35 protein-coding genes are annotated in these 22,067 nt (G+C 39.8%); 16 read left to right on the forward strand and 19 right to left on the reverse strand.

All coding sequences use genetic code 11. From position 1 onward, the window contains the following. Window positions 1-43 precede the first annotated feature (43 nt). Window positions 44-400, forward strand: coding sequence for a hypothetical protein (locus tag V1502_RS08705; protein ID WP_409253961.1), 357 nt, complete (start codon window positions 44-46; stop codon window positions 398-400). A gap of 61 nt (window positions 401-461) precedes the next feature. Continuing rightward, a complete protein-coding gene (locus V1502_RS08710) occupies window positions 462-740 on the forward strand; it encodes an HU family DNA-binding protein (protein WP_409253962.1) in 279 nt (92 codons plus the stop codon). Between the two features lie 99 nt (window positions 741-839). Here the strand turns inward: V1502_RS08710 and V1502_RS08715 are convergent, their stop codons facing one another. The 6 genes from V1502_RS08715 to V1502_RS08740 form a co-directional block, all read right to left on the reverse strand. Beyond that, a complete protein-coding gene (locus tag V1502_RS08715; protein ID WP_409253963.1) occupies window positions 840-1,133 on the reverse strand; it encodes a hypothetical protein in 294 nt (97 codons plus the stop codon). A 630-nt stretch (window positions 1,134-1,763) separates the two neighbouring features. Beyond that, window positions 1,764-2,390 (reverse strand): LysE family transporter, encoded by a 627-nt coding sequence (locus V1502_RS08720; RefSeq protein ID WP_409253964.1) that lies wholly within the window; start codon window positions 2,388-2,390, stop codon window positions 1,764-1,766. 113 nt (window positions 2,391-2,503) lie between these two features. Beyond that, window positions 2,504-2,749 carry a hypothetical protein gene (locus tag V1502_RS08725; protein ID WP_409253965.1) on the reverse strand — a complete coding sequence of 82 codons (246 nt, stop codon included), beginning with the start codon at window positions 2,747-2,749 and terminating at the stop codon, window positions 2,504-2,506. 71 nt (window positions 2,750-2,820) lie between these two features. Next, window positions 2,821-3,333, reverse strand: coding sequence for a DUF3231 family protein (locus V1502_RS08730; RefSeq protein WP_409253966.1), 513 nt, complete (start codon window positions 3,331-3,333; stop codon window positions 2,821-2,823). 208 nt (window positions 3,334-3,541) lie between these two features. Further along, entirely contained in the window at window positions 3,542-3,856 is a 315-nt protein-coding gene (locus V1502_RS08735) for a DMT family transporter (RefSeq protein ID WP_409253967.1), read from the reverse strand. After that, entirely contained in the window at window positions 3,856-4,212 is a 357-nt protein-coding gene (locus V1502_RS08740) for a DMT family transporter (protein WP_409253968.1), read from the reverse strand. Before V1502_RS08740 ends, V1502_RS08735 begins: the two co-directional genes overlap by 1 nt. A gap of 160 nt (window positions 4,213-4,372) precedes the next feature. On the opposite strand from V1502_RS08740, the gene V1502_RS08745 reads away from it, so the two are divergent. Beyond that, window positions 4,373-5,419, forward strand: coding sequence for a hypothetical protein (locus V1502_RS08745; protein WP_409253969.1), 1,047 nt, complete (start codon window positions 4,373-4,375; stop codon window positions 5,417-5,419). 173 nt (window positions 5,420-5,592) lie between these two features. Here the strand turns inward: V1502_RS08745 and V1502_RS08750 are convergent, their stop codons facing one another. The 3 genes from V1502_RS08750 to V1502_RS08760 form a co-directional block, all read right to left on the reverse strand. After that, window positions 5,593-6,105 (reverse strand): DUF421 domain-containing protein, encoded by a 513-nt coding sequence (locus V1502_RS08750; protein ID WP_409253970.1) that lies wholly within the window; start codon window positions 6,103-6,105, stop codon window positions 5,593-5,595. A 114-nt stretch (window positions 6,106-6,219) separates the two neighbouring features. Continuing rightward, window positions 6,220-6,774, reverse strand: a complete 555-nt coding sequence (locus tag V1502_RS08755; RefSeq protein WP_409253971.1) for a DUF2179 domain-containing protein — start codon at window positions 6,772-6,774, stop codon at window positions 6,220-6,222. A gap of 249 nt (window positions 6,775-7,023) precedes the next feature. Then, window positions 7,024-7,191, reverse strand: coding sequence for a hypothetical protein (locus V1502_RS08760; protein WP_409253972.1), 168 nt, complete (start codon window positions 7,189-7,191; stop codon window positions 7,024-7,026). Between the two features lie 146 nt (window positions 7,192-7,337). Here V1502_RS08760 and V1502_RS08765 point away from each other — a divergent pair, with 146 nt between their 5' ends. After that, window positions 7,338-7,688, forward strand: coding sequence for a spore coat protein (locus tag V1502_RS08765; RefSeq protein ID WP_409253973.1), 351 nt, complete (start codon window positions 7,338-7,340; stop codon window positions 7,686-7,688). A gap of 59 nt (window positions 7,689-7,747) precedes the next feature. Here V1502_RS08765 and V1502_RS08770 read toward each other — a convergent pair whose 3' ends face one another. From V1502_RS08770 to V1502_RS08790, 5 genes are all read right to left on the reverse strand, one after another. Next, entirely contained in the window at window positions 7,748-8,032 is a 285-nt protein-coding gene (locus V1502_RS08770; RefSeq protein ID WP_409253974.1) for a hypothetical protein, read from the reverse strand. A 516-nt stretch (window positions 8,033-8,548) separates the two neighbouring features. Further along, window positions 8,549-8,713: a YfhE family protein gene (locus V1502_RS08775; RefSeq protein WP_409253975.1), complete on the reverse strand. Its 165-nt coding sequence runs from the start codon at window positions 8,711-8,713 to the stop codon at window positions 8,549-8,551. Window positions 8,714-8,849: 136 nt separating this feature from the next. Next, window positions 8,850-9,002 carry a hypothetical protein gene (locus V1502_RS08780; protein ID WP_409253976.1) on the reverse strand — a complete coding sequence of 51 codons (153 nt, stop codon included), beginning with the start codon at window positions 9,000-9,002 and terminating at the stop codon, window positions 8,850-8,852. Window positions 9,003-9,064: 62 nt separating this feature from the next. Next, window positions 9,065-9,259: a YozQ family protein gene (locus V1502_RS08785; protein WP_409253977.1), complete on the reverse strand. Its 195-nt coding sequence runs from the start codon at window positions 9,257-9,259 to the stop codon at window positions 9,065-9,067. Between the two features lie 15 nt (window positions 9,260-9,274). Then, window positions 9,275-10,027, reverse strand: coding sequence for a TraR/DksA C4-type zinc finger protein (locus tag V1502_RS08790; RefSeq protein WP_409253978.1), 753 nt, complete (start codon window positions 10,025-10,027; stop codon window positions 9,275-9,277). A gap of 326 nt (window positions 10,028-10,353) precedes the next feature. Here V1502_RS08790 and V1502_RS08795 point away from each other — a divergent pair, with 326 nt between their 5' ends. Together V1502_RS08795 and V1502_RS08800 are read left to right on the forward strand one after the other, a co-directional pair. Continuing rightward, window positions 10,354-10,692, forward strand: coding sequence for a hypothetical protein (locus V1502_RS08795; RefSeq protein WP_409253979.1), 339 nt, complete (start codon window positions 10,354-10,356; stop codon window positions 10,690-10,692). 11 nt (window positions 10,693-10,703) lie between these two features. After that, window positions 10,704-10,829, forward strand: a complete 126-nt coding sequence (locus V1502_RS08800; protein WP_409253980.1) for a hypothetical protein — start codon at window positions 10,704-10,706, stop codon at window positions 10,827-10,829. Between the two features lie 240 nt (window positions 10,830-11,069). Here the strand turns inward: V1502_RS08800 and V1502_RS08805 are convergent, their stop codons facing one another. Then, window positions 11,070-11,744, reverse strand: a complete 675-nt coding sequence (locus V1502_RS08805) for a DUF421 domain-containing protein (protein ID WP_409253981.1) — start codon at window positions 11,742-11,744, stop codon at window positions 11,070-11,072. A gap of 118 nt (window positions 11,745-11,862) precedes the next feature. Further along, entirely contained in the window at window positions 11,863-12,261 is a 399-nt protein-coding gene (locus tag V1502_RS08810; RefSeq protein ID WP_409253982.1) for a secondary thiamine-phosphate synthase enzyme YjbQ, read from the reverse strand. A gap of 348 nt (window positions 12,262-12,609) precedes the next feature. Between V1502_RS08810 and V1502_RS08815 the strand changes: the two genes are divergently transcribed. The 3 genes from V1502_RS08815 to V1502_RS08825 are packed head-to-tail and all read left to right on the forward strand — an operon-like array spanning window position 12,610 to window position 14,331. Continuing rightward, on the forward strand, window positions 12,610-13,233 hold the full coding sequence (locus V1502_RS08815; RefSeq protein WP_409253983.1) for an NUDIX hydrolase: 624 nt from the start codon (window positions 12,610-12,612) through the stop codon (window positions 13,231-13,233). A 57-nt stretch (window positions 13,234-13,290) separates the two neighbouring features. After that, entirely contained in the window at window positions 13,291-13,593 is a 303-nt protein-coding gene (locus V1502_RS08820; protein ID WP_409253984.1) for a hypothetical protein, read from the forward strand. Between the two features lie 21 nt (window positions 13,594-13,614). After that, the gene (locus tag V1502_RS08825) at window positions 13,615-14,331 is read left to right on the forward strand and encodes a Type 1 glutamine amidotransferase-like domain-containing protein (RefSeq protein WP_409253985.1); all 717 of its coding nucleotides are present in this window, start codon (window positions 13,615-13,617) and stop codon (window positions 14,329-14,331) included. Window positions 14,332-14,596: 265 nt separating this feature from the next. On the opposite strand, the gene V1502_RS08830 is transcribed toward V1502_RS08825, so the two are convergent. Next, the gene (locus V1502_RS08830) at window positions 14,597-14,887 is read right to left on the reverse strand and encodes a hypothetical protein (RefSeq protein ID WP_409253986.1); all 291 of its coding nucleotides are present in this window, start codon (window positions 14,885-14,887) and stop codon (window positions 14,597-14,599) included. A 598-nt stretch (window positions 14,888-15,485) separates the two neighbouring features. On the opposite strand from V1502_RS08830, the gene V1502_RS08835 reads away from it, so the two are divergent. The 4 genes from V1502_RS08835 to V1502_RS08850 all read left to right on the forward strand — a co-directional run bounded on the left by V1502_RS08835 (window position 15,486) and on the right by V1502_RS08850 (window position 18,145). After that, on the forward strand, window positions 15,486-16,082 hold the full coding sequence (locus tag V1502_RS08835) for a DNA-3-methyladenine glycosylase (protein ID WP_409254311.1): 597 nt from the start codon (window positions 15,486-15,488) through the stop codon (window positions 16,080-16,082). A 165-nt stretch (window positions 16,083-16,247) separates the two neighbouring features. Next, window positions 16,248-16,367, forward strand: coding sequence for a 3-methyladenine DNA glycosylase (locus V1502_RS08840; protein ID WP_409253987.1), 120 nt, complete (start codon window positions 16,248-16,250; stop codon window positions 16,365-16,367). 480 nt (window positions 16,368-16,847) lie between these two features. After that, on the forward strand, window positions 16,848-17,498 hold the full coding sequence (locus tag V1502_RS08845) for a lysostaphin resistance A-like protein (protein ID WP_409253988.1): 651 nt from the start codon (window positions 16,848-16,850) through the stop codon (window positions 17,496-17,498). 371 nt (window positions 17,499-17,869) lie between these two features. Further along, the gene (locus V1502_RS08850; protein ID WP_409253989.1) at window positions 17,870-18,145 is read left to right on the forward strand and encodes a hypothetical protein; all 276 of its coding nucleotides are present in this window, start codon (window positions 17,870-17,872) and stop codon (window positions 18,143-18,145) included. Window positions 18,146-18,261: 116 nt separating this feature from the next. On the opposite strand, the gene V1502_RS08855 is transcribed toward V1502_RS08850, so the two are convergent. Next, window positions 18,262-19,074, reverse strand: coding sequence for a DUF2935 domain-containing protein (locus V1502_RS08855; protein ID WP_409253990.1), 813 nt, complete (start codon window positions 19,072-19,074; stop codon window positions 18,262-18,264). Window positions 19,075-19,545: 471 nt separating this feature from the next. Here V1502_RS08855 and V1502_RS08860 point away from each other — a divergent pair, with 471 nt between their 5' ends. The 3 genes from V1502_RS08860 (at window position 19,546) to V1502_RS08870 (ending at window position 21,473) form a co-directional block, all read left to right on the forward strand. Next, the gene (locus V1502_RS08860) at window positions 19,546-20,529 is read left to right on the forward strand and encodes a Gfo/Idh/MocA family protein (RefSeq protein WP_409253991.1); all 984 of its coding nucleotides are present in this window, start codon (window positions 19,546-19,548) and stop codon (window positions 20,527-20,529) included. Continuing rightward, a complete protein-coding gene (locus tag V1502_RS08865) occupies window positions 20,529-20,813 on the forward strand; it encodes a hypothetical protein (protein ID WP_409253992.1) in 285 nt (94 codons plus the stop codon). The genes V1502_RS08860 and V1502_RS08865 overlap by 1 nt, the downstream gene beginning before the upstream one ends. A 180-nt stretch (window positions 20,814-20,993) precedes the next feature. Beyond that, window positions 20,994-21,473 (forward strand): site-2 protease family protein, encoded by a 480-nt coding sequence (locus tag V1502_RS08870; RefSeq protein ID WP_409253993.1) that lies wholly within the window; start codon window positions 20,994-20,996, stop codon window positions 21,471-21,473. Between the two features lie 215 nt (window positions 21,474-21,688). Here V1502_RS08870 and V1502_RS08875 read toward each other — a convergent pair whose 3' ends face one another. Next, the gene (locus V1502_RS08875) at window positions 21,689-21,835 is read right to left on the reverse strand and encodes a hypothetical protein (RefSeq protein WP_409253994.1); all 147 of its coding nucleotides are present in this window, start codon (window positions 21,833-21,835) and stop codon (window positions 21,689-21,691) included. Window positions 21,836-22,067 lie beyond the last annotated feature (232 nt).

Genomic DNA, 22,067 nt, shown 5'->3' on the forward strand with positions numbered 1-22,067 from the left:
ATAGACATAGTAAGGGAAAGAAAAGGGATAAAGGAGGTGCACTATGTCAATAGAAATCGTTGGTGTTTATAGCTCCGAAACTCAATTGATCGATGATTTAAATGAGAGGAATATATCATCAGGTGCAAATTCTTACATTCATTTTTTTACTGTTGATCCAGTCCAATATCAATTCCTGAAAGAAAAAACTTTATTGGAAGGCAGTTTGCTGGAGAATTCCATAAGCAGTAATGACAGCGGGATACACGGCCTGGCAACCGCATTTGATGAGAACGATGGATATGTAGAGTTAATGCGATTGGAGAAAGAGCTGCAAGATTATGGGTTGTCCAGGAAAGATGCGATAGAATGCAGCACTTATCTTCATAAAGGCCTGATTGTTGTGACTGAAAAGGTTTAAGCTATACAAGGCAGTGGTAAGAATCAATTGTAACAAGATATTTTATTAGGAGGTAGTACATATGAATAAAACTGAATTAATCAATGCAGTAGCTGAATCGGCGGAATTAAGCAAAAAAGATGCAGAAAATGCGGTGAAAGCTGTATTGCAAAACATTGAAGATACCCTTGCAAAAGGTGATAAAGTCCAATTGATCGGTTTTGGAAACTTTGAAGTAAGAGAGCGTTCTGCCAGGAAGGGACGAAATCCTCAGACAGGTGAGGAGATGGAAATCCCTGCAACAAAACAGCCGGCTTTTAAACCTGGTAAAGCATTAAAGGATAGTGTAAATAATCAATAGTTACCGAGACCAGCCTTTTGGCTGGTCTTTTAAAATTGACTCTCTTTTATCACTACAAAAAAAACTGCCGCTGAAACGGCAGTTTTGGGTATGACACTATTAAAATTCTTCGCCTTCTTCGGTATCTTTATCAACTTCATCTGTACCTTCGCCATATTCATCTTCTGGCACTTCATTTAGAGAACCTTCATTATCTTCATCTGAGCCTTCCGAATCAATGCTGTCACTTTCACTGTCTGTGTTCACAGAATCACTCTCGGTACCTTCTGTTTCATTCATGCTTTCTTCTTCCTGTAGGATATCGTCTTCCTGTCCTTCTTCTTGAGCACTGCAGCCAGTCATGATGATACCTGCAGCCAGAGGGACTGATAGTAATAAATTTTTCTTATTCATTTACTAACACTCTCCTTTAAGTAATAAAGTTTTTCCAGCTGTCTAGTAATTGTTTACCACAATGCTTTTGAACTAAACAAATTCAATTGATATAAATATATTTAAATTTTTAGAAAAAAGGATGCTTTGATAAGTGTCTAATTGATATATTCAGTTTCAGTTTGCATGAGAACACTAAATTTCGAGAACAGAATCAGAGAAGAAGCTGTCCAAATATTGATTTGCCACTTAAGTACTTTTCTTAAGCTTGATGTTAGAAGCTGAAGCCGATTATGGCCTTCTGAAGTAATGCGAGGGGAGTGAAGCATTAGGGTTACGTTTCAATTTACCATCAAGATAAATCCGTAATAGCTGAAAAAAGCGCCAAATAAAAGGCTCTTTTCGTATAGATTGTAGCTATTTGGATGAAATAGTTGATTTTCACTCCAGGCGTGCGACCCATAGGGACTGGTTACGTTCAAGTTGGTACGTAACCTCGGTGCTGGAACTAAACATCCCGGAGGAGATCGAACCTACCGCTCCAATCAACCATTCGTAAAAAAACATTCAAAAGAATTTGTCTAAAAAGCAATAATCCTCTAGGAAACAGCCAAATAAAAACAGAATGGAACACCCATTCTGTTTTAAAAGTTAGAAAAATAGAATTTTAATTGCTTCCCAGCCAAAATAAAAGCCAAAGCCTATAAGGGAGATGCCTGATAAACCGGAAATGATGATCAATAATCTGTCGGTAAGGAATTTCCTAAAGGAGCTGGCTAGTGCGGCCATACATACGTCCCAAAGAAGTAAACCAAGGAATATGGCGGAACTGTATAGAATCAGATGCATTTGATCGACTGTTTGAGCTGTCTTGGCAAGGACAGAACCATAGATCCCCAACCAAAAAAGGATGGTTAACGGGTTAGACAAGGCCATAAAAAAACCCGTAAGAAACGTTTTACAATAAGTATCATTTGTACTTCTGGAAGTAGAACTGATTTTTCCGGCTCCTAAAAGGCTTTCTACCCCTGTATAAACGAGGACGAAGAAACCGAAAGACCAAAGTAAGGTTTTAAGGAATGGAGTATGTAAAAAATTCACAATACCAAGATAGACCACAAGCATATACAGTAAGTCGGCAGCTACGGAACCTATACCAATTATCCAGGCATGCAAAAAACCATTCTTAATTCCTCTGTCGAGCTGTGCGGCATTAATAGGACCGATGGGAGCGGCGAGTGATAATCCCAGAAAGACATAACTTAAGAAGACAGCCATTTTTTCACTCCTAAATAAGATAACTTGTACATCTTATTCAGGAGCTCTCTTTTTTATCACAAGTCGTGTAAGCGTACTTTCAATTAAGGAAGCATTTACACAATTGTTGAATTCTAAAGGGAAGAATGTGCTTCTGCCAAAAGCCTCATCTTTTCCATGGCGCGGTGATATTGTTTTTGTTCCTTATGTGGCGCACCTGCTATCGCATCATTAAGGGTGCTTAAAAGAGTTTGTGCGTAATGGATATCCTGAGCTGCACGCTGATAGTGCTGCGGATCATTGTTTCCCTGCGCATCCAATAAGTTGCGTTCGGCCATTTCAACTTGTTTCAGTGCTTCCTTAAGTTTATCGTTTAACATTTGTGTCCCCCCTGATGATTAAAAATAATAGGGAAGAGGAATATCCCTAAAAGGAATATTCCAATTACCATTTAGCACTCTTCCTTTTTATGTTGATGGAGAGGAGGCGGGATTAGCCATCCTTTCTCTTTATTCAATCGGAGGAGTTTACCTCCAAGTGCTGCCTTTTGCATATGAAATTGACCAAACATCATGGCAATATCTTCTCTTATGCACTGACCGATAACTTGACTGCAAGCAACCAAGCCTACTGAAATATCTCTTGTTAAGGATGCTGATATTTCCGGATCCTGGTATCTTGCTCCGACAGGAATATCTTCAATACAGGCATTAGGACGTTCAGGCGGGGTTGGAGGCAGTCCAACACCATTTTCTTTCAATAGTTCTTCCAGTTGTTTGATCTCTTGCAAGCCGTTTTGTATCAATTCATCGATGAATTTATTTAAATCTTCATCACCCGCGTGATTCTTCAGTGTTTGATAACCTGCAATCATTCCTTTCCCTGCCATCAAGAATGACCAAGTTCCGAAAACCTCTCCATAATGCATTGGTTCTTCTTTAGGATTTCCGCTTAGTATACCCATTGTCATCCTCCTAAAAAAATTCATGATTGTGCCACCTCTTTCATTTGCACTACCTTAATATTTCCTTCCAAAGGCAGTGTATTCGGACAGGTGGAATGAAAGTTGCAGGTAAAAACAGGATGAAAGGAGATTGGTGCAGGTAAGATAGCTTACTGCTATCAGATTGATAGCAGCATGATGAAAGATGATAAAGGACCAGGGGAAGGGGTTACGAAATGATTTTTAGCCCCATTACACTTATAATAATACAACTAATAAAGAAGATTCTTTTGATGTCTCTTTTTTCATTGAAAAATACCATTCCAGCTATTACAGCCCCCGCCGAACCGATTCCCGTCCAAACAGAATAACCGGTACTTACCGGAATTGAAACGAGAGCAAGAGAAAGTAAGTAAAAACTGATACCGCCAAAAATAAAAGCAAGGACTGTCGGAACCATTTTTTTATAACCATCAGAGAGTTTCATCATTGTAACTAGAAGAACCTCAAACAAACCTGCCGTAATCAAGTAAAACCAAGACATTAATTCGCCTCCATATCTTGAGGTGCATTTTCCTCTTCCTCATTTGAACTGAATTTAAGTCCAATTACGCCGAAAATCAGCAAACTGATAAACAAAATCTTATTTACACTGATATCTTCACCTAAAAATATCATTCCAATTATAGAGGTTCCACCAGCACCTATTCCTGTAAAAACGGCGTAAGCAGTTCCGATTGGAATCATTTTCATCGATTTTGCAAAAAAATAAAAACTGATTAAAAGGAGAACTATTGTCACAATGCTAGGGGTCAGCTTAGTAAATCCATTGGAAAACGATAACCCGATGGCCCAGCCGATTTCTAGCAGTCCCCCAATGACGAGATATACCCAAGCCATTCCTGTCTTCCTTTCCTTCTATGTATTTTTCCAATCTTTATCCATTATTCACACTTCAAGGTAAATCGCAAATAGTAAGGTTGTTTAAAAGGATTGAACCTCTACCTTGTTAAATGAGGGAAAAATAATTACTATATAAAGTAAGAAGGGGTGATCGAATTTGAATAATAACCTTAAACTAAATGTGGCTCTTTTACGGCGCCGAGTACCCAACTTGACCTCAGCAGCTAAAGCTGTAGGGTTAAGACCGGCTACGGTTTCTAATTTATGTACTGGAAAGATTCCTGTAGGAAGAGCGGAGGTGAAAACTGTAGTCGCACTTGCCTCCTTAGCCAATTGTACACTGGATGAACTTCTGATCCGCGGCAGCCGCCTTGAAATGATTGAAACGGGAATAAAAGCGGTTGATTTATTTTGTCCGATCGTGAAAGGTGGAAGGATTGGTTTTGTTGCAAGAGCACAAATGGGGCAGCTTGTGTTATTGAATGAGTTGATTTTCCGGTTAAAGGAGAAAGGCTTAAAATTAATATTTATGGAAACAGAATCAAATCATCCGGACGTGGTGGAAGCAAAAGCGGCATGTGATTATGTTTGTAAGAATACCCACGAGGTATACGAACTGGTAAGTGATCTGAAAAAAAAAGAAGATGCAGTGATCATTGCAGACCGTCCTGTTGTCCAAGAGGGCGATTTATTCAGTTTGACGGAAAGGTTCGAACAATCAGGATTTCCTGAAATCACCACATTTTTATACGATCCGAGCGGAGAAGTTGTAGATGTGGAAGATCCTTATGGGCCGCTGGATACGCTCATACCATTTGACCTTGATCTTGCAACCCGGCAGATGTACCCAGCCGTGCACCCGGTAAAGGCCGTTTCGACACTGATTGAAGATGCTTTACTGGACAATAACCATCTCTCTATTCAGCGCCGCGCGAAAAAGCTTCTCCGGAGGTACAGGGAGATTCGGGTTTTAATCAACAATATCGGAGAAGATAGCATCCCTGAGCAGGAAATGGAATCATATAAACGTGGCCAAAGACTTGAAGCCTTCTTAACACAGCCATTCTATGTTGCAGAGCCAGTCACTAAATTGGAAGGTGAATATGTCTCTGCAGACATGACGCTTGCAGGAGTACAGAAAATCATAGACGGGGGAGCTGACAGTCTCACACCTGAACAACTCAAAAATATCGGAAAGCTTTAACACGCTAAAGCACTAAGAGGGACAGTCCCTCTTAGTGCTGTGCAGTGATAAAGTCTGTATGAATAAACTAACCATTATCATAATGGACTGGCAAATACGGCAGGATTTTCACTGTCCGTACTTACTCAGAATATATCAAAGAAGCCGGTAGTCTTTCGGCGGCTTCTTAATTATTATTTAAACCCTTGGACATCGTTTAACGTCTCCCTGGTTTGCTGTTCTGACTTTTTAATGATTGAGATGGAACCGTCTGACTCCAAAACAACAGCTTCTATTTGATCCATTGAGCCGATGCCCTGCGAACGGGCCGCTTGAAATATCTCTTTCTTCAGTACTCTTTCTTTCTTCATCGCCTCACTATGGTACTCTCCATCCAAGTAAAGTATTTTGGGTTCTGACTTGATGAGTTTATTGATAAAGGAAACATTGATAGCTAACTTTGCTATAACATATTGCAGTCCGATCAGCATAATAAAGGCTAATGTACCCTGAGCCCATGTCACTTGTTTATTTATAAGGATGGAGGAAAGCGTGGAGCCCATTGCAATCGTGATGACCATATCGAAAGCATTTAGTTTTGAAAGTGTTCTTTTCCCTGATATTCTAAGCAGAATGACCAAGGAAATATAGGCAAATAATCCGATTATAATGGTTCTTTCAATCGTTTCAATATTGGAAAAAAACATGAAAAAACTCCTTTCTGTCTCTATGTCCCTTGTTTTTCCTCTGTATAAAGGAAATAAACCAAAAAGGCTCCCTTGCAGAACAAGAGAGCCTTGAATATTATTTTGTAATGAACATCATCTGGTGTTGGGGGATACTTCACGTTGTTTCTTCTTCATTCTCTTCTTCATAGCCTTTACAAGGAATCCACCTTTGAATCGGCGTGGTTCATAAGAAATTATGAAAGCGCGCGGCTCGTATTCCTCGACAATTTCAAGAAGAGCCTCTTCGCGGTTACGTTTTGTCAAAATTTCCAACTGGTACCGTTTACTGTCACGGCCCATTCCTTCAAATACAGTAACCCCAAAGCCTTCATTCCGGAGAATTTCGATTAATTTCTCGTTGATATCCATGAGGTTTACCACGATGCTTGTATATCCTATGGCCAGTTTATTCTCGACCTTGCTTCCAATATACAAGCCGACCCCAAAACCAAGAGCATAAACCAGCATGCTTGCAATGCTTTGATCACCCGAAAAGACCAACGCCAACCCAAAAACATAAATTAAAGCTTCGAGAAAACCGAACGATGATGCAGCCACGCTCATGTTCTTAACCAGAAAGATGGTTCTTAATGTCAGTATCGGTACGTACACCAATTGTAAAGCAAAGATCAATAATATATCTATCATGAAAAGTACCCCTTTATAAAAAGTTAAATCTTAAACACAAAAAATACTTTCCAAATATAACACTGTTGTGAGTCATAAAGGAAGGGGGTTTCTTGAATTTTTTCTAAAAGGAAAAATACGGTTTTGTGTATTCAGGAAGTAATTGACTACAGGTCCTTGGGTTAACGTTCCAGTGGGTGCGTAAACATGCTGGAGGAAAGGAGGGAAGAGAGGTCCTGAAAAGCCGATCAGCTCTGCTAATCGACTCCATTAATTGCTCTCAATTTCTTCTGCTTCACTATCTTCATCCCCTAGACCTGGGTCGACGACATCTACATCTTCTTCCTCGGGACTCATCCGGCCTTCTTCCATACAACCAGCCAGGAATATGCTTGCACTTAGTGAAAATGCAAGTGTCATTAAATGTAATTTTTTCATGTTTTTCATCTCCCGTAAAATATACTTTAGTGATTAAATTCACTAAAAGAAGCAGCATTAAACATCTTCTGACTATCGAAAAACTGTCACCAAGCATAGACATATCTCTGTATGACTATTAATTTTATGAGGGAGTGTATGTTCAATTGAATGTTGGTAATAGGTATATCCAGAGACAGAACTTTTTCTATCCTGCAGCAAGATACAATCCTTTCGGTAATACAGGTTATCCGGGAAGTTATGGTTCCGGCTATGGTCAAGGATATGGAGTGCCAGGGTATGGTGGAGGATCTGGTCAGTTTCAAAGGTTCGGATTTCCATTATATGGAACGACAGGATACGTTGGCTATCCGGGCTATAGTGCACCATTGGGAGGTCCTGGGTACCCACCTGGTGTAGGCCTTTCGCCATTAGGAGCAGGTTTATTGGGACTGGGTGCAGGATATCTCGGTGCAGAGCTTATAGACCACGAATCAAAGCGGGCATACCTTTATTAGAGTAGAAAATAAAGACGGCAGCCCTTCTCACCTAAAAAGAGTGAGGGACTGCCGTTTTGTTATGCTGCAACGTTCTTATATTTTTCAGACATTCTTTTAATGAACTGGCCATACTTAACAATCCAGGACGCAGTGACAGCGAGAATGGAATTAAGTACAGCGGTTATGATGATTATTTCGTTCAATTGATTGGATGCAGCAAATATGTATCCAGCCATTGAACTGAATAACAGGATGACTGTGAGTGGCAGTTTTGGCATAAGAAAAGTGATAAATCCGCTGATAAATAATGTGGCTGCCCCTAACAGGAAGAACTGCAGGAAAATGGTAAGTGATGTTTCCATGTTATCCCTCCTCAACGTATTTACAATACACTACCCAATAAGGCAGGGATGTAATCAACTGTTTTCAATAATAAAAGCACAAACTGAAACATTTAGCCTGGCAGGCAAGGGGTCTCAAGAGAAATATTGACAACCCTCTTTTTTTACGCGTTCCGTTTTCGAGTGCAAATAATAATTTATCACAACAATTTCAGTCTTATCGCAACTGAATTAGACTGCCTCTTTTTATGATGTATATAGGGGGATTAACGCTAGATCCGCCTTGAATTTCGCTCCCTTTAACAGGGTGTCATACGTTTTGAAAGCATGAAATCGCGTGCTGATTGTTATACCAATACTGCAAATAATATTTATCTGGCAGGGGTGCTGATATTTTGAGAGGCATACTTCAAATCTTTTATTAGGGTTTTATGACCCGGGAATGGGTTACATTGCAATGGAGCTTGATATTTATTTGACAGTTAAAAAATATGTACAAAGATCAATAAAACAGCTGGAGGAAAACCCCCAGCTGTTTTATTCGTCTCCCTGATTATCTTTCTTTACTTCACTTGGATAACCTGCTTTGGTTGCAGACTTAAATTCTTTTGCGTAAAGAACCTCCTGTGTACTTGAAAGTCCATTGTTCTTTTCTGTATTAATTCCTTTGTATGGAAGTTTCTTTTCATTTCTTTGTGCCATGTTCATTCTCCTTTCAAAGTAATTAATCACTTTCTTACTAAGATTAATTACCCGTCAGGAGATAAGCTAAACACATGCTTTAATCAATTAACGCGCTGTAGGGGACTGTCCCTTTTAGTGCGCGTTGCTGTGTGTGTCATTCTTCTTCCAGCACTATTGGGAGTTCTGTTTCGGCCTGGTCGGAACCGTAGTGGCTTCCCTCGTTTTGTTTGATATGTTTATTGCCGGGATAGCTTGCTTGATGTTCTTTGGACAACTTTGCAACTTTCCCTTTGTCAGTGTTGACCATATAGTTCCTCCTCGCTAAGGTAAAAGTGTGTAGATGTGCTTCTTGACACTTAAGGGAACGATTTAGCGCTTGACGCGACCTGTTTCACTATCCACTTTATCAATTTTTCCGTCAATTGTTCCTTCAGTAAGGCTGTCGCTAGCCTGTTCATGAGTCATCGCCAGGCCTTGTGACAATTCATCATTTTTGTTATAGTCGGCAGCCTCATATGTTCTGCCTGCAAGTTTTGTGGATTGTGCTTGTTGTTTTTTAACCATTTTAATCACCTCGTTTTAATCTTCCACATAGGGATCATGCTCATAAGCGGGTAAATCTCCAAATGTGGTCATGATACCTGCTTCATCTAAAGCATCTTCATATTTTTCATGCTGTTTATTTGGATATACGGTTACATTTCTTCCTTCTATGTCGTTACCCACGAAGTTTTCGAACTCCTCGGTATAACCGACATTTTCTTCGTAGTCGATATAAATATCATTGTAGTTATCCGGGGGATTCATTAAAGCAGATGGTGATTCTGAAGTACCCCATTCTGCAACTGCCTGCCAGGTGTCTTCAGCATCATAAGCAGTATCCTCATTTTTCTCATCCATAAAGAATTTCCCGAAAGGAGGCATCAGTACTCCTTCTTCTATCGGGCGGTTATGGGAGATAGTCTGATCGGGGCTGTGCTCCTTGCAGTATAAGGTTGTTGGTATAGCCTCCAGTCTCTCCACAGGGATTTCCTGTCCGCAAGTAAGGCACTTTCCATAGTTGCCTTTATCCATTGCTGTTAAAGCTTTTTGGATGTTTTCCAATTCATAATCCAGATGCTGATGCAGGGCAAGGTCCTTCTCCCGTTCATATAAAGCAGTACCCTCGTCGCCCGGATGATTATCGTAACTCGATAATTCACCAGTCGAATCATGAGGGTGTCCTTTATTTAAATCAAATTTGTCATTATCTTCCTGTCTTTTGTTAATGTTATTTTCCAGTTCATTTAAAGTTGAGCGGAAGGCAGACAGTTGTTGTTGTGTCAGTGTCATTTCATCATTCCTTCCAGGGAAATTTTCTTTATTAGTATGGTACACAAGCTGAAATTAATGATTGTTAAATCATACCGAAAAAAATAGAGGAGAAGAGGAATGAGCTTCGAACAACGAAGACAGGTACAATTTATTTTTTTCTAAACCTTTATGGCTATGTAATATCCATAATTCACAGGACAGATCATGGAAAAGCCTTTGTACCCCCAGGAGATTTCCGGCCCTTTGGATCAAACGAAAAACACTCTTGTTGGATCTTCCGGTCATAATTCTCATCCATATGAAATATCCATAAGTGCTGATATTTCTTAATGGGGAGAGTAAATATGAACAAGATTATTATTAAAATTGCCATTCTCTTACTCCTGTGCTGCTTCCTCTTCTTTGTTATTCACTTTGCAAAAAAAGATGGGGACAGCCTCGAAAAAGATCATGTGAAGTTGATGGAAAAATACTTTGCTCCTAGTCAATCTACTGTTGCGACAGGGGTTAAATCAAAGAAGAGGATCCAAGTCACGGAGGGCGAGTTCAGTAAATGTGCGATGGAATTCAGCAATAAAAAAATATTTGAAGTGGAATGTGACAGGTACCTTGATTACAACATAGGGGATAATATTTTCATCACTTATCAAAATGACCGCCTTGTTAGAATCGGTAAAAAGTAAGGGGGCTGAATATGAAAAATAAGCTGACAGGAAATATTCCCTCGGGTACAAAGGCTTATCCCACTGAACAAGGTGATTTGCTCTTTTCTTTCTGGTTTACCATGATGATTTCTGTGAATTATCGCTATATCTCATGAACTTTATAGTAAATAGCAACAGAGTTTTAGAAAAGAGCCTTGCAGAAAATGAAGGTTTTCGCAAATTGCTGCAATCAGCTGGCTTCAGGGAGGAAGGGACATTAAGGCAAACAAATTTTGATTGATAAGAGTACCATGATACAAATATATTCTTTATTGAGCTCTGAATATTTAAGTGGGCAATAAAAATGTTATGTAAATAAGGTCGACTCTCGCTCATTATTTGAACGAGAGTTGACCTTATTGCAAGTCATTAGGAGGTTCACTCATATGCCCTTGATTTTCTACCTCGTCAAAAATGTTTTTCTGTGGGGAGGCAGTTGATGCTGTGTAACTAGCAGGCTGAGGAGCAGGTACGACTTTATAGCTGGGTACATGAACAGGCATACCTGATAATCGGTTATTGAGCATCTGTGTAAGCAGCGCCACTTCCTGCTTAAGTTGAGAAATATCTTCTTTAATTGCCGGCTGTTTATCAGGCTTAAGAATGAATCCCAATTGTCCGTTGGGCTCCAATGTGGCATATTGAACATCTGAGATATCGCTTACTTGAGATTGCCTTAATTTCATTTCCAATTGATCTACGGTTAACCGCATTTTTTTTAAGGTATCTTTTTGAAGAGTACCATTATGAATAACGACCTTTGACTGGCCCGTTATGAACTTTTCCATCGAGTCATTCTTTATTTGAAGAAACTCCATCAGTACCAATGTAAGTACGAGTGTTAATCCAACCAAGATTGTGGACCAGATCCCTTTTCCCACTATCGGCTGCACAAGCAGAGAGCCCAGCCCGATCATAATGACAACTTGTGCAAGAGTCATCTGAGAAATAGATTTCCTTCCTGCTACTCGTAAAAGCAATGTACCTCCCAGTACGATCAGGACCGCTTTCCAAAGTAAATCAAAATCCATTACTGATCACCCCTTTGATGAATCCTGACAATTCAACCAATAAGCATGCTCTTAAAAACAGCTTATCGATAAATAGGTTGTGAAATTCAGGGGATGAATATACTATTACAATGCTGCCTTATTCAGTAAGTTTACATATGAAATTCCTCGATCGAGGGCCGTCAAATTCACAAAAATATATTCCCTGCCAAGTACCCAAAAGGATTTTCCCCTCTGAAATAATCAATGCCTGGGAATGTCCGACTGTGCTGGTTTTTAAATGGGCTGCAGTGTTACCTTCGCTATGTCTGTCTTTTAGATGATTCCAAGGGAAAACTTCATCCAATCTCATTAAGATATCGGTTTTAACATCAGGATCGGCGTTCTCATTTACAGTGATTCCCGCGGTTGTATGCATAGATTGCACAAATACTACTCCTTCTTGAATTCCCGAGTCATCAATCCAATCTTGAATAACTCCTGTTATATCGATCATTTCGTCTCTTTGTGAAGTGGAGATATCGAATTGCTTGATCATCTAATCATCCTTTGCTATTTTTTTATACTATATCTGGATTTCAGTCTTCCTAAACCTATTCTTTGATGCGGTTCCCGTATTACTTCTTATAAATCGCATAGAAAAAGCAGGATAAAAAGCTTGAATAAAGAAATACATAAAGAAGTTATATTATTATCTTAGTGTCAGGTGGAAGATGGAAAAGAGTATGATTTGTATTTGTTTTGTCGCCAAACTCATTGTCAAATCAAAAGGTAGATGATTACAACAGGGTTGTGTAAAAAGTATTGGTGGGAACTTAAGACTTTGCCATCGTAATCATATTCATACACAGATAAAAAGGGTAAAGGTAATGTGAGAGGTGAGTTAATGGATTTAGCTAAAATCAAAAGAATGTTTTATAATAGAACGCCGAGAATATTAGGGAGCGATGAGTTTTACCGTTTTTCAGTCTTATTACCCCTTATCGAAAAGGATGATGGGATTCATATCCTCTTCGAAGTCCGTTCAGAGAAGCTTAGAAGACAGCCAGGAGATATATGTTTTCCTGGAGGGAAAGTTGATATTGAAGACAACACTGAAAAAGATACGGCCATCAGGGAGACGTGTGAAGAATTGGGCGTCCGGGAGGGGGATTTATCGGATATATATCCCTTGGATTACATTGTGTCCTCGTTCGGAACATTCATTTTCCCTTATGTAGCTGTGTTGGAAAAAAAGGCAGAGATTATACCGAATCCCGGTGAAGTGGCAGAAACTTTTACCATTCCTCTGTCATTTTTTTTGGAGAATGAACCTAAAGTATATAAAGTCGGTTTTACGATTGAGCTTGAAGACGACTTTCCAGTGGATTTAATTGCAGGAGGAGAAAATTATAATTGGCAGACAAGAAAGCTCGATGAATACTTTTACTTCTATGAAGAAAGAGTCATCTGGGGGCTGACAGCAAAAATTTTAAAGCATTTTACAGATGAAATAAAGTTGACTAATTGAACCTATCTGTGTGAAGTAACATATATAACACATGAGAGAATAATTGGAGGTGAATGAATGTTTATCGAAAGTGTCAGGAATGTACTTGGGAAGATTGCCCTTATGGATGAGGATGACTCCCGTATGGAGAGTACCCTTCAACGTCTCCTCGACTTACTGCTTCAGGACGAAGAAAAAACTATCCAGTTCATGGAGCAGGCCAGCAGAAAAGAGCTGCTTTTAATCAGTGAGTTGTTTCCTGAGGTTGTGTATACCTTTGGCAGCCAATACTTTTTGGAGTATATATACAGCCTCGATAAAAAACATCCGGAACTTGATTTGCTTCGATATATAGAAACGAACCCCAAATATTTAAATTAGCTGACTGGAGTTGGTGGCACTATGAAACAAATCATCGCTCTAGGAGGGGGAGGCTTTTCGATGGAACCCGAAAATGAACTCCTGGATACATATATATTGAAACAGTCTCCAGCCCGTACTCCTAAAATATGCTTTATCGCGACAGCGAGCGGAGATGCGGAAAGTTATATTGATCGTTTTTACCAGTTCTTCAAAAATAAAGAGTGCATCCCTTCTCACCTGTCGTTATTCAAGCCTAACACCAGGGATATTGAAGGCTTCTTATTGGAGCAGGATATTATATACGTCAGCGGAGGCAACACCAAGAACCTCCTGATCTTATGGAAAGAATGGGGAGTTGATCAAATTCTTGAAAAAGCGCTGGCAAAAGGAGTAGTGCTTGCTGGAATTAGTGCCGGAAGCATCTGCTGGTTCGATGAGGGAGTGACCGATTCTTATGGAGACGGGCTGGAACCGTTGAAGGCCCTTGGATTTATTAAAGGAAGTCATTGTCCCCACTATGATGGAGAATTAGAGAGGCGGCCGGCTTTTACAGCCTTTATAGCTTCTTCTAAACTGAGTGCAGGTTATGCAGCGGACGATGGCGCAGCACTGCATTTTATTGATGGAAAACTTGAAAGGGTGGTATCTTCCAGGCCGCATGCGACTGCCTATTTTGTTGAGGAAATCGATGGGAAGGCTTATGAACGAAAGCTGAAAACAATATATCTGGGGGATCATCAAGCGGGGGGAGGCTGAGTGTTCAGCCCCCTTATTTATATGTAATGAGACATCCAGGGGCGATTCGAACCGATTAGTTCGCCCAGATAAGAAAAAAGACGCTTTCAGTGGTTCATTTTTTATAAGGCTCTTTTCTTAAGAGAGATAATACCCCCAAAAAAATACCCTTATAAGCAAGAAAGAAAAGAGCCTCTCACCTGTTCAGAAAGGAAGGCCCTTGTTACCCAGGGGAAAATCCGGCCTTGCGGATTTTTCCTAAGGCCAGCCAATAGGACACCCCCCTTTATAAAGTGATTTCCACATCGCCATCTTCTGTGATAGAGACGGTCGTGTAACTATAGAATGTATTCAAAGACCCAATGTCACTTTCTTCCTGTAAGAGTGCATTCATATACCGATTATATTTGTTGACATCTTTAACAATATGATAAAAATACGTAGGGATATCGTTTATTACATCCTTTTCTTTAAACACAAACTGCCCCTGAAACTTATCTCCAAACCAATCACTTGCTTCCTGGTGATTGGTGAATTCCGGCATTTCCTTAGCGAGTTGTTCTATGTTGACATTCATATCATGACCTCCGATATTTATTATTTTCTGCCTCTATCCATTTTGCTGATCTATACTACATAAAAAGAAAAAGCTTTCCGGCTGCTAAAACAGGATGATTAATTTAAGAGACCGCAGCAGAATAATGATTATCTTACTGGTAGCAGTGGTACTCTTATAAGAGCATCTCTCCATTTTGCATGGAGAATTAGTTTATGGGGGCTGCTCTGCTCTGAGAAGATTATCATTTAGTAAGGCTGTATTCGTATAGATTGTTGTTATCGGAAAAATCCAAAGGGCCGGATTTTTCCCTCGGGTACAAAGGCTTATCTAACTGAACATGGTGATTAGCTCTTTTCTTTCTTGTTTACCAGGATAATTTCTGTGAGTTATCGTCATATCTCATGAACTTCATATTAAATAGCAACAATGTTTTAGAAAAGAGCATTTTGTAAAAATGTATCACGCTTCACATCCAGCTCCCAAAAGCCATTTTTATAATGTGAAGTCCATACAAGTTGCCAGTTTGGTAAACATCTTGAACAAAGCACACTTTATAGTAACACCATTATTTTTCTCAATAGGGACAGATTCATGCACACAAAGAAAGGAGTACCGGATAGTGATTGAAAAAGAGCCTATTACTCTTTTACCGAAGCACGTTTACGAACTGCCGACCCTCGATTTGGCCAGAAGGCTTCTTGGATGTTTGCTGGTCAAAGAAACGAGTGAAGGACTCACTTCTGGATATATCGTGGAAACAGAGGCTTATATGGGACCTGAAGACAGGGCGGCTCACAGTTTTAATAATAGAAGGACGAAAAGGACAGAGATCATGTATGCGGAAGCCGGCAGGGTATACACGTATCTTATGCACACCCATTGCCTGGTAAATGTTGTAAGTGGTCCGCCGGAAAAGCCGGAAGCCATCCTCATAAGAGCGGTCGAACCGAGAGATGGGGTAGAGCTTATGAAGAGAAGGAGGCCGAAAGAGGGCAGGGAACTTACCAACGGCCCGGGAAAACTGACAAAAGCAATGGGGATAAACATGGAGGACTATGGCAGCTATTTTACTCAAAGCCCGCTGTACATTGCTGAAGGCTTTTCACCGAACAGCATAACTACCGGCAAACGCATTGGAATCGGTAATTCAGGAGAAGCTCGCGATTATCCTTACAGATTTTGGATTACCGGCAATGAATATGTATCAAGGTAATTTTTTCTGCTTCTGTTGTAAGTGACCTGTCGTTTCTTTGGAGTCCTAACAGGTGAGCAATGTGTTTGACATTTCCTGCCGAACTTATTCGGTCGTGATCATGGTTTGATCATCTTGCTTATGGGGAATTAGCAAACAGAATGATATTTTAAAGGAGGATACACAATGAGCAAAGAACATGAAGAAAAAGGCAACCTCTCTTTAGAACAAGAAGAAAAAAAGGAAAATGATCAGGAAATCGATCCTCAGAGAGATCCTGAAAAGCCGAAACATCCTGAAGATTGAGCCTTAAATCGGATAAAAATTGATTCTAAGGGGACGGGACCATTACTGGTTCTGTCCTTTTTTGATGCTCCCGTTTTAATATGTACGGCTGTCGATCATTTCTGCCCATAAGTTCTTATATTAGAAATGACAGGGGCAATTAAGATCGTCCTGTTAAATCCAACATGGGTAAATTTCTGCTGTGACCCCCAAAATCCGGCAGGTGAATGATACAATAGTCAAAGAATATTTATTTTTCTGAAAGGTTCTTTTCTAAAACTTTTTTGTTATTCACTAGAAAATTCAAGAGAAATCACCATATTTCACAGAAATTACCCAGTTAAACAAGAAAGAAAAGAGCAATTCATCCTGTTCAGTTAGATAAGCCCATGTACCCGAGGGAAAAATCCGGCCCTTTGGATTTTTCCGATAGCAACAATCTATAAGAACACAGCGTTCTGAATAAATTAATGCTTTGAACGCATGCAATAGAGGTGTGGAATGAAAAAAATGATCCTACTTATCGGTCCAACTCTTATGATCTTCATTGGTTTAACCATATACGGCAGCGTCCCTTTGACTTTTGGTTTATTCTATAGCTGGCTTCTTATTGTTCCGGTCTATTTCAGCCTAACCAATCAAAATCATTCTAAATGGAAAGTCAGCATCACAAGGAATTCCGTATTATTGGGGGCAGCAAGCGGAATCGCTTTCTTGTTGATCATCTTTGCAGGTATTTCGTTTTTATTTTCTTCTTTAATGGAGCTTGAACTTATTCGGTTACTGTTAGAGGAGTGGAATTTCAATGGAAGTATGGTATGGGGATTGATTGCTGTTCTACTCATACTGAATCCGTATCTTGAAGAGAACTATTGGCGTAATTTCATTTTCGAAGAGTTAAAAGTATCAATGTCTCCCGCCAACGCAATTTTTATATCTTCATTCTTTTACAGTCTTTATCATTTACTTTCCCTGGTAGAATTGTTTAATTGGCCGTTCAACATCCTGGCGGTCATTCCTGTATTTATTGCAGGCCTCATCTGGGGTCTGTTCAGACATAAGTCAAGTTCACTGGCGGCACCTGTTATCAGCCATATTTTGGCGGATGTCGGCATCATGATGGTTTATTTGGTGCATATCCACAGTTGGTAGATGCAAAAAAACAAGCTTTAGTCTAGCTAGTTTTTTGTGAATAGGGCGGGAGTGAGCAAAAAAATCATAGTCGTTTTAATTGGTTAGCGTACAATATCAATTTCATTTCTTGGGAGATGTTCCCCTCGGTTAGCTAATTTGTGGAACTGTCCGTTCAGCTTTGGTTACAGGAAAGGTTCCCTTGGCAATCCAATGGAGGTCGAAAAAGAAGCGCCACTGAATGTTACCTGAAACGGTCCTGTGTTGCCAGAGCCTGACCTTGTAGTACTTTTTGAACTTGAAACAGCGAGTCAGTGTTATTTTTTGTAGATCAGAACCTCGTATTTTCTGAAGTGAACAGAGTACTGAAACAAGGTGGACTTTTCCTTGCAGTGGAGATGACTATTGATAGCGATCTTACCTATGAAGCAAGGAAGGAGTTAAGCGGGTTTTATGGAGTGTGTCATCTGCATAATGAGAAGAATGGAGGGTATGTGCAGAAGCGGCCGGTTTCAAAACAGTGGAGATTGAAAAAGCAGATTTTCCGCTTTTATCACCGGAGCCGGTTATTTAATTTGATTTATCCGACGAAATCCCAGAGGATATCAATGAGATGCTTGACCGGCATGAAGAATATCTACAGTAATACAAAGACCAACTTGGGGTGAGGATCATCAGATGCAGAAAGTAAAAAAGCCCAACAGACATTGGGCTTTAATTTGCTTTATTACTTTAAAGCGCGATAGGGGACTGTCCCTTTTAGTGGTTTAAAGCGATGAAGTATTCAGGCTTTTACACGCGGAGCAGCCGGGTCACAGTCAGGCAGCGGGGTTCCGGCAGATTCATATAATTTGACAAGGTAATAGCATTCTTCGCGAGCCATATGATCAGCCATCAATGCTGAGAACGAGCCGAGCAGTTTATGATTCATTTCCCATTCTTCCAATTCTGCTAGAATGCTTTTAAAGATCCTCATTTCAAGCTGCACATCTTCGTTAAACTTGGATAGTGCAGGAAATTCCAATAATCCTGTCCTCAGGTATCCTGCCAGTTCAATAGCCTTTAAATAAAACGCCTCAAAATCTTTTTGGAAAGCAGTCCCCTTTTCTTTCCATTTTTTCTCGCTCAGATCCAGGTTATCATGAATCGCCCCGGCATGACCTGCAGCATCAGCCAGCCATAGAAGATGATGATGAACGGGGTGAAATTCAGGCACTTCCTGATTTTTTAAAAGGTAGTCAAGGATTTCAATATATTCCTCCAATTCATTCACCATGTGATTAAGGAAGGTTTCGCCCAAGCCAATGACAACTTTTCCTGTCAACTTCTTCTTGATTAGAGAAAGCTTGAAGGTCCTGAACTTTTCCGTTTGTTGGACAGCCATATCAGTTAAATCCTCCAGCTTCTGCCCTGATATCGGCTGTCTGGACATTTGAAGGAGCTGATCCATGACAGTTCTGAACTGTTCAGCCTGTTTGACTTCTTCTTTCTCAACTGGAGAAAGTGTATCCCGAATAAATCGGGCATGGTCCCCTAGGATTTGCAGCCAAAACCGGTGTTCATAAAGAGCCTTATCAGCAAAATGATTTCTGGTCATTCGATGAGACACTCCTTTAAGTATTCTTAACCTCTTATTCTAGTTTGACAGACACTGGGGGAAAGGACTGAAAATCAGATCAGGCAAGTTTTTCTCCTGCAAATATCAACCGGTCTAAATCATATCGATTAAATATATGTGTGAACCCCATCATTCATTAATAAAAGCTGCTTTCGTATAGATTGTTGATATCGGAAAAATCCAATGTGCCGGATTTTCCCTTGGGTACAGGGGCATTTCTCTCTGAAAAGGGTGAATAGCTCTTTTCTTTCCTGCTGACCAAGATAATTTCTGTGAATTCTCGGCCATATCTCTTTAACTTACTATTAAATAGCAACAAAGTTTTAGTAAAGAGCCTTATTAAAAGTTTGTATCAGCTCTACTGATGTGAATAATTTCACCCCATAAGTAAAAAGTGATAAAGTGTGATTATCAACCTGCAAAAAGATAGACGAAAGGGGCTCTTATTGAATGCGTTTTGCTATTATAGGAACCAATTGGATAACAGATAGATTTTTAGAGGCTGCAGGTAAAGTCGATGACTTTAAACTTACGGCCGTTTATTCCAGGACAGAAGAGAGAGCCAAAGAGTTTGCGGATAAGTACGAGGTAAAGTACACCTTTACTGATCTGGAAAAAATGGCAACAAGCCACACATTTGATGCAGTTTACATAGCAAGCCCGAATCTATTGCACGCACAGCAGTCCATTCTCTTTATGAAAAATGGAAAGCATGTTCTTTGTGAAAAGCCTGCTGCACTCAATAGTGATGAACTAAAATTGATGATCGAGACTGCCAAGGAAAACAATGTCCTTTTGATGGAAGCCTTGAAAACGACGTTCATACCCAGTTTTCAATCCATTAAGAACAATCTCTCGAAAATAGGTAAGGTCAGAAGGTTTGTAGCGGTGAAAAATCAGTATTCCTCGCGTTATGACGCATATAGAAGCGGCACCGTTCTCAATGCCTTTAAGCCTGAGCTGGGGAATGGGGCTTTGATGGACATCGGCATTTACTGCATCGTCCCTGTGCTGACATTATTTGGCATGCCAAGCAGTATATTTGCTCAAGGAGTAGTGCTGGGTACGGGGGCCGATGGGGAAGGAACTGTTCTCTTCAATTATGAAGAAATGGAGGCAGTTGCCATGTATTCCAAAATTACAAATTCAACAGTGCCATCTGAGATTCAGGGTGAGGATGGAAGCATCCTTATTGACAGCATATCAGACCCTCAAAAAGTTGAGATTCAATACAGAGATGGTTCGGTCGAAGATATTAGTGTGAAACAAGATGAGAACACGATGTATTATGAGATTTGTGAGTTTATTGAACTAATCCAAAATGGGAAAACAGAATCTGCAAAGCAATCCTTCCGATTGTCATTGGATACTATGTCTATTCTGGAACAAGCCAGGAAGCAGATTGGGATAAAGTTTCCAAATGATAGTCTATGATGCAAAAGATCACCAGTCATTCCTATTATGTGGTTACTAGAAAAATTGAACACCAAGTTCAGTCGGTGGAAGAAACAGAGCATGAAATACGTTTAAATACCGATAGCATCGATTGTTCTTCCAAGTCGTTTTTAATGAAAGATGTCTTTGATGTTTCGTATAAATCCCTCAACACGAAACAAGGCTTCCTTTACTTACATACTAATCAGGGAGTCTACAGTTTTCTTGTAAAACAGGATCCTCATGCTTTTATTCAAGCGTATAAGGAATTGCAATCAACATGATCATTTTTTGCGAGTTAAAAGTATGGATATGAAGTAAGCAAAAGAGTCCTGGGACAGGGCTCTTTTTCATTTCCACTATGTAGCTTGTTTTACGAATCAATTAAAAAGCCTGTAATCAAGGTTAAACCAACGTTCATTTGGTAAAACACAGGGAAGACAAAAGAATCGGGGGTTTAGGATTTGTTTACACTTAATGATATGTGGATTTTCTTTCTTGCATTTTTCTTAACGCTTCCGTTGGTGACACTGGTTCATGAGGCAGGGCATGTCTTGGCAGCCAGAGTATTCGGAGCCAGAATTAATTTCACACTCGGCGCGGGGAAAACACTTTTTTCAATAGGACCGCTGGAAGTCAAAAAATTGTACTTCATGGATGGCTGGTGTCAATATGGCAAACTTAAATATGATAAAAAATGGGTTCATATACTGATCTATCTTTCAGGAAGCCTATCAAATCTTCTGGTTATATTTCTTATCAATTTTATGATTTACAAGGGGGCGTGGCCGGCTCATATATTCTTTTATCAATTTGTCTATTTCTCAGTCTATTTCATCTTCTTCTCCTTATTTCCTTTTAAAACAGGGAAAGGGCAGCCAAGTGACGGGTTGGCAATATATGAAGTCATTAAATATGGAAAAAAAGCTGATCCGCTAGAGTAAAGTTTAGAAATAGCCATCTGAGGGAATTGGATGATAATAAATTACAGGGAGGTACCAGTATGAAAAGACTCATAAGAACGCTGATAAAATGGGGACCAGTTGTTTATCCAATTTACAAAAAGTATAGAAATAAGAAGAGAAGTGCAAGATCCTATTAAAAATACAATTGTCTAAATACCCCCTTTCTCCTCTAGATAAAGGGGGTATTTTGATGGTTAATTGGAACTGTTATTGTCTGCTGCTGTATTTGCAGCACCACCCAACAACTGACCTAACAAGTTTTGAATGCCTGCCAGGTCCGCCTCAGATCCCAGTTCAATCAACAAATCATTGATTCTGATCTCCAGGCCTAATACCTGCAAACAAAGCCCTCCAGGAACAGATAAGCACAGCAAGCTATTATCACTGCACCGTGCACATGGATCATTTTGATTATTACCCAACTCTATCACTCCTTTCCTTATAGCATACTGATAATATATGGCTGAAGCAGAAAGTAGATTGGACAATAACTATACTTCAACAAAAATGTGCGAGTGCTGCACTATTATTTATGATACGGATCCACTTAAAGTGAAACGAATAGAGATGCAA

The sequence above is a fragment of the Rossellomorea sedimentorum genome, from assembly GCF_046237645.1.
Taxonomy (GTDB): Bacteria; Bacillota; Bacilli; order Bacillales; family Bacillaceae_B; genus Rossellomorea; species Rossellomorea sedimentorum.

What these genes read in the sequence shown, in the direction of transcription:
- V1502_RS08725 (WP_409253965.1), bottom strand. Translation starts at nt 2,749, where the DNA reads ATGTTAAACGATAAACTTAAGGAAGCACTGAAACAAGTTGAAATGGCC.
- V1502_RS08865 (WP_409253992.1), top strand. Translation starts at nt 20,529, where the DNA reads ATGCAAAAGATCACCAGTCATTCCTATTATGTGGTTACTAGAAAAATT.
- V1502_RS08855 (WP_409253990.1), bottom strand. Translation starts at nt 19,074, where the DNA reads ATGACCAGAAATCATTTTGCTGATAAGGCTCTTTATGAACACCGGTTT.
- V1502_RS08830 (WP_409253986.1), bottom strand. Translation starts at nt 14,887, where the DNA reads ATGAATGTCAACATAGAACAACTCGCTAAGGAAATGCCGGAATTCACC.
- V1502_RS08710 (WP_409253962.1), top strand. Translation starts at nt 462, where the DNA reads ATGAATAAAACTGAATTAATCAATGCAGTAGCTGAATCGGCGGAATTA.
- V1502_RS08845 (WP_409253988.1), top strand. Translation starts at nt 16,848, where the DNA reads ATGAAAAAAATGATCCTACTTATCGGTCCAACTCTTATGATCTTCATT.
- V1502_RS08740 (WP_409253968.1), bottom strand. Translation starts at nt 4,212, where the DNA reads ATGGCTTGGGTATATCTCGTCATTGGGGGACTGCTAGAAATCGGCTGG.
- V1502_RS08810 (WP_409253982.1), bottom strand. Translation starts at nt 12,261, where the DNA reads ATGATCAAGCAATTCGATATCTCCACTTCACAAAGAGACGAAATGATC.
- V1502_RS08755 (WP_409253971.1), bottom strand. Translation starts at nt 6,774, where the DNA reads ATGATAGATATATTATTGATCTTTGCTTTACAATTGGTGTACGTACCG.
- V1502_RS08840 (WP_409253987.1), top strand. Translation starts at nt 16,248, where the DNA reads ATGAGCAAAGAACATGAAGAAAAAGGCAACCTCTCTTTAGAACAAGAA.
- V1502_RS08705 (WP_409253961.1), top strand. Translation starts at nt 44, where the DNA reads ATGTCAATAGAAATCGTTGGTGTTTATAGCTCCGAAACTCAATTGATC.
- V1502_RS08800 (WP_409253980.1), top strand. Translation starts at nt 10,704, where the DNA reads ATGAAAAATAAGCTGACAGGAAATATTCCCTCGGGTACAAAGGCTTAT.
- V1502_RS08735 (WP_409253967.1), bottom strand. Translation starts at nt 3,856, where the DNA reads ATGTCTTGGTTTTACTTGATTACGGCAGGTTTGTTTGAGGTTCTTCTA.
- V1502_RS08720 (WP_409253964.1), bottom strand. Translation starts at nt 2,390, where the DNA reads ATGGCTGTCTTCTTAAGTTATGTCTTTCTGGGATTATCACTCGCCGCT.
- V1502_RS08820 (WP_409253984.1), top strand. Translation starts at nt 13,291, where the DNA reads ATGTTTATCGAAAGTGTCAGGAATGTACTTGGGAAGATTGCCCTTATG.
- V1502_RS08780 (WP_409253976.1), bottom strand. Translation starts at nt 9,002, where the DNA reads ATGGTCAACACTGACAAAGGGAAAGTTGCAAAGTTGTCCAAAGAACAT.
- V1502_RS08730 (WP_409253966.1), bottom strand. Translation starts at nt 3,333, where the DNA reads ATGGGTATACTAAGCGGAAATCCTAAAGAAGAACCAATGCATTATGGA.
- V1502_RS08860 (WP_409253991.1), top strand. Translation starts at nt 19,546, where the DNA reads ATGCGTTTTGCTATTATAGGAACCAATTGGATAACAGATAGATTTTTA.
- V1502_RS08770 (WP_409253974.1), bottom strand. Translation starts at nt 8,032, where the DNA reads ATGGAAACATCACTTACCATTTTCCTGCAGTTCTTCCTGTTAGGGGCA.
- V1502_RS08760 (WP_409253972.1), bottom strand. Translation starts at nt 7,191, where the DNA reads ATGAAAAAATTACATTTAATGACACTTGCATTTTCACTAAGTGCAAGC.
- V1502_RS08785 (WP_409253977.1), bottom strand. Translation starts at nt 9,259, where the DNA reads ATGGTTAAAAAACAACAAGCACAATCCACAAAACTTGCAGGCAGAACA.
- V1502_RS08805 (WP_409253981.1), bottom strand. Translation starts at nt 11,744, where the DNA reads ATGGATTTTGATTTACTTTGGAAAGCGGTCCTGATCGTACTGGGAGGT.
- V1502_RS08795 (WP_409253979.1), top strand. Translation starts at nt 10,354, where the DNA reads ATGAACAAGATTATTATTAAAATTGCCATTCTCTTACTCCTGTGCTGC.
- V1502_RS08715 (WP_409253963.1), bottom strand. Translation starts at nt 1,133, where the DNA reads ATGAATAAGAAAAATTTATTACTATCAGTCCCTCTGGCTGCAGGTATC.
- V1502_RS08825 (WP_409253985.1), top strand. Translation starts at nt 13,615, where the DNA reads ATGAAACAAATCATCGCTCTAGGAGGGGGAGGCTTTTCGATGGAACCC.
- V1502_RS08815 (WP_409253983.1), top strand. Translation starts at nt 12,610, where the DNA reads ATGGATTTAGCTAAAATCAAAAGAATGTTTTATAATAGAACGCCGAGA.
- V1502_RS08775 (WP_409253975.1), bottom strand. Translation starts at nt 8,713, where the DNA reads ATGGCACAAAGAAATGAAAAGAAACTTCCATACAAAGGAATTAATACA.
- V1502_RS08750 (WP_409253970.1), bottom strand. Translation starts at nt 6,105, where the DNA reads ATGTTTTTTTCCAATATTGAAACGATTGAAAGAACCATTATAATCGGA.
- V1502_RS08790 (WP_409253978.1), bottom strand. Translation starts at nt 10,027, where the DNA reads ATGACACTGACACAACAACAACTGTCTGCCTTCCGCTCAACTTTAAAT.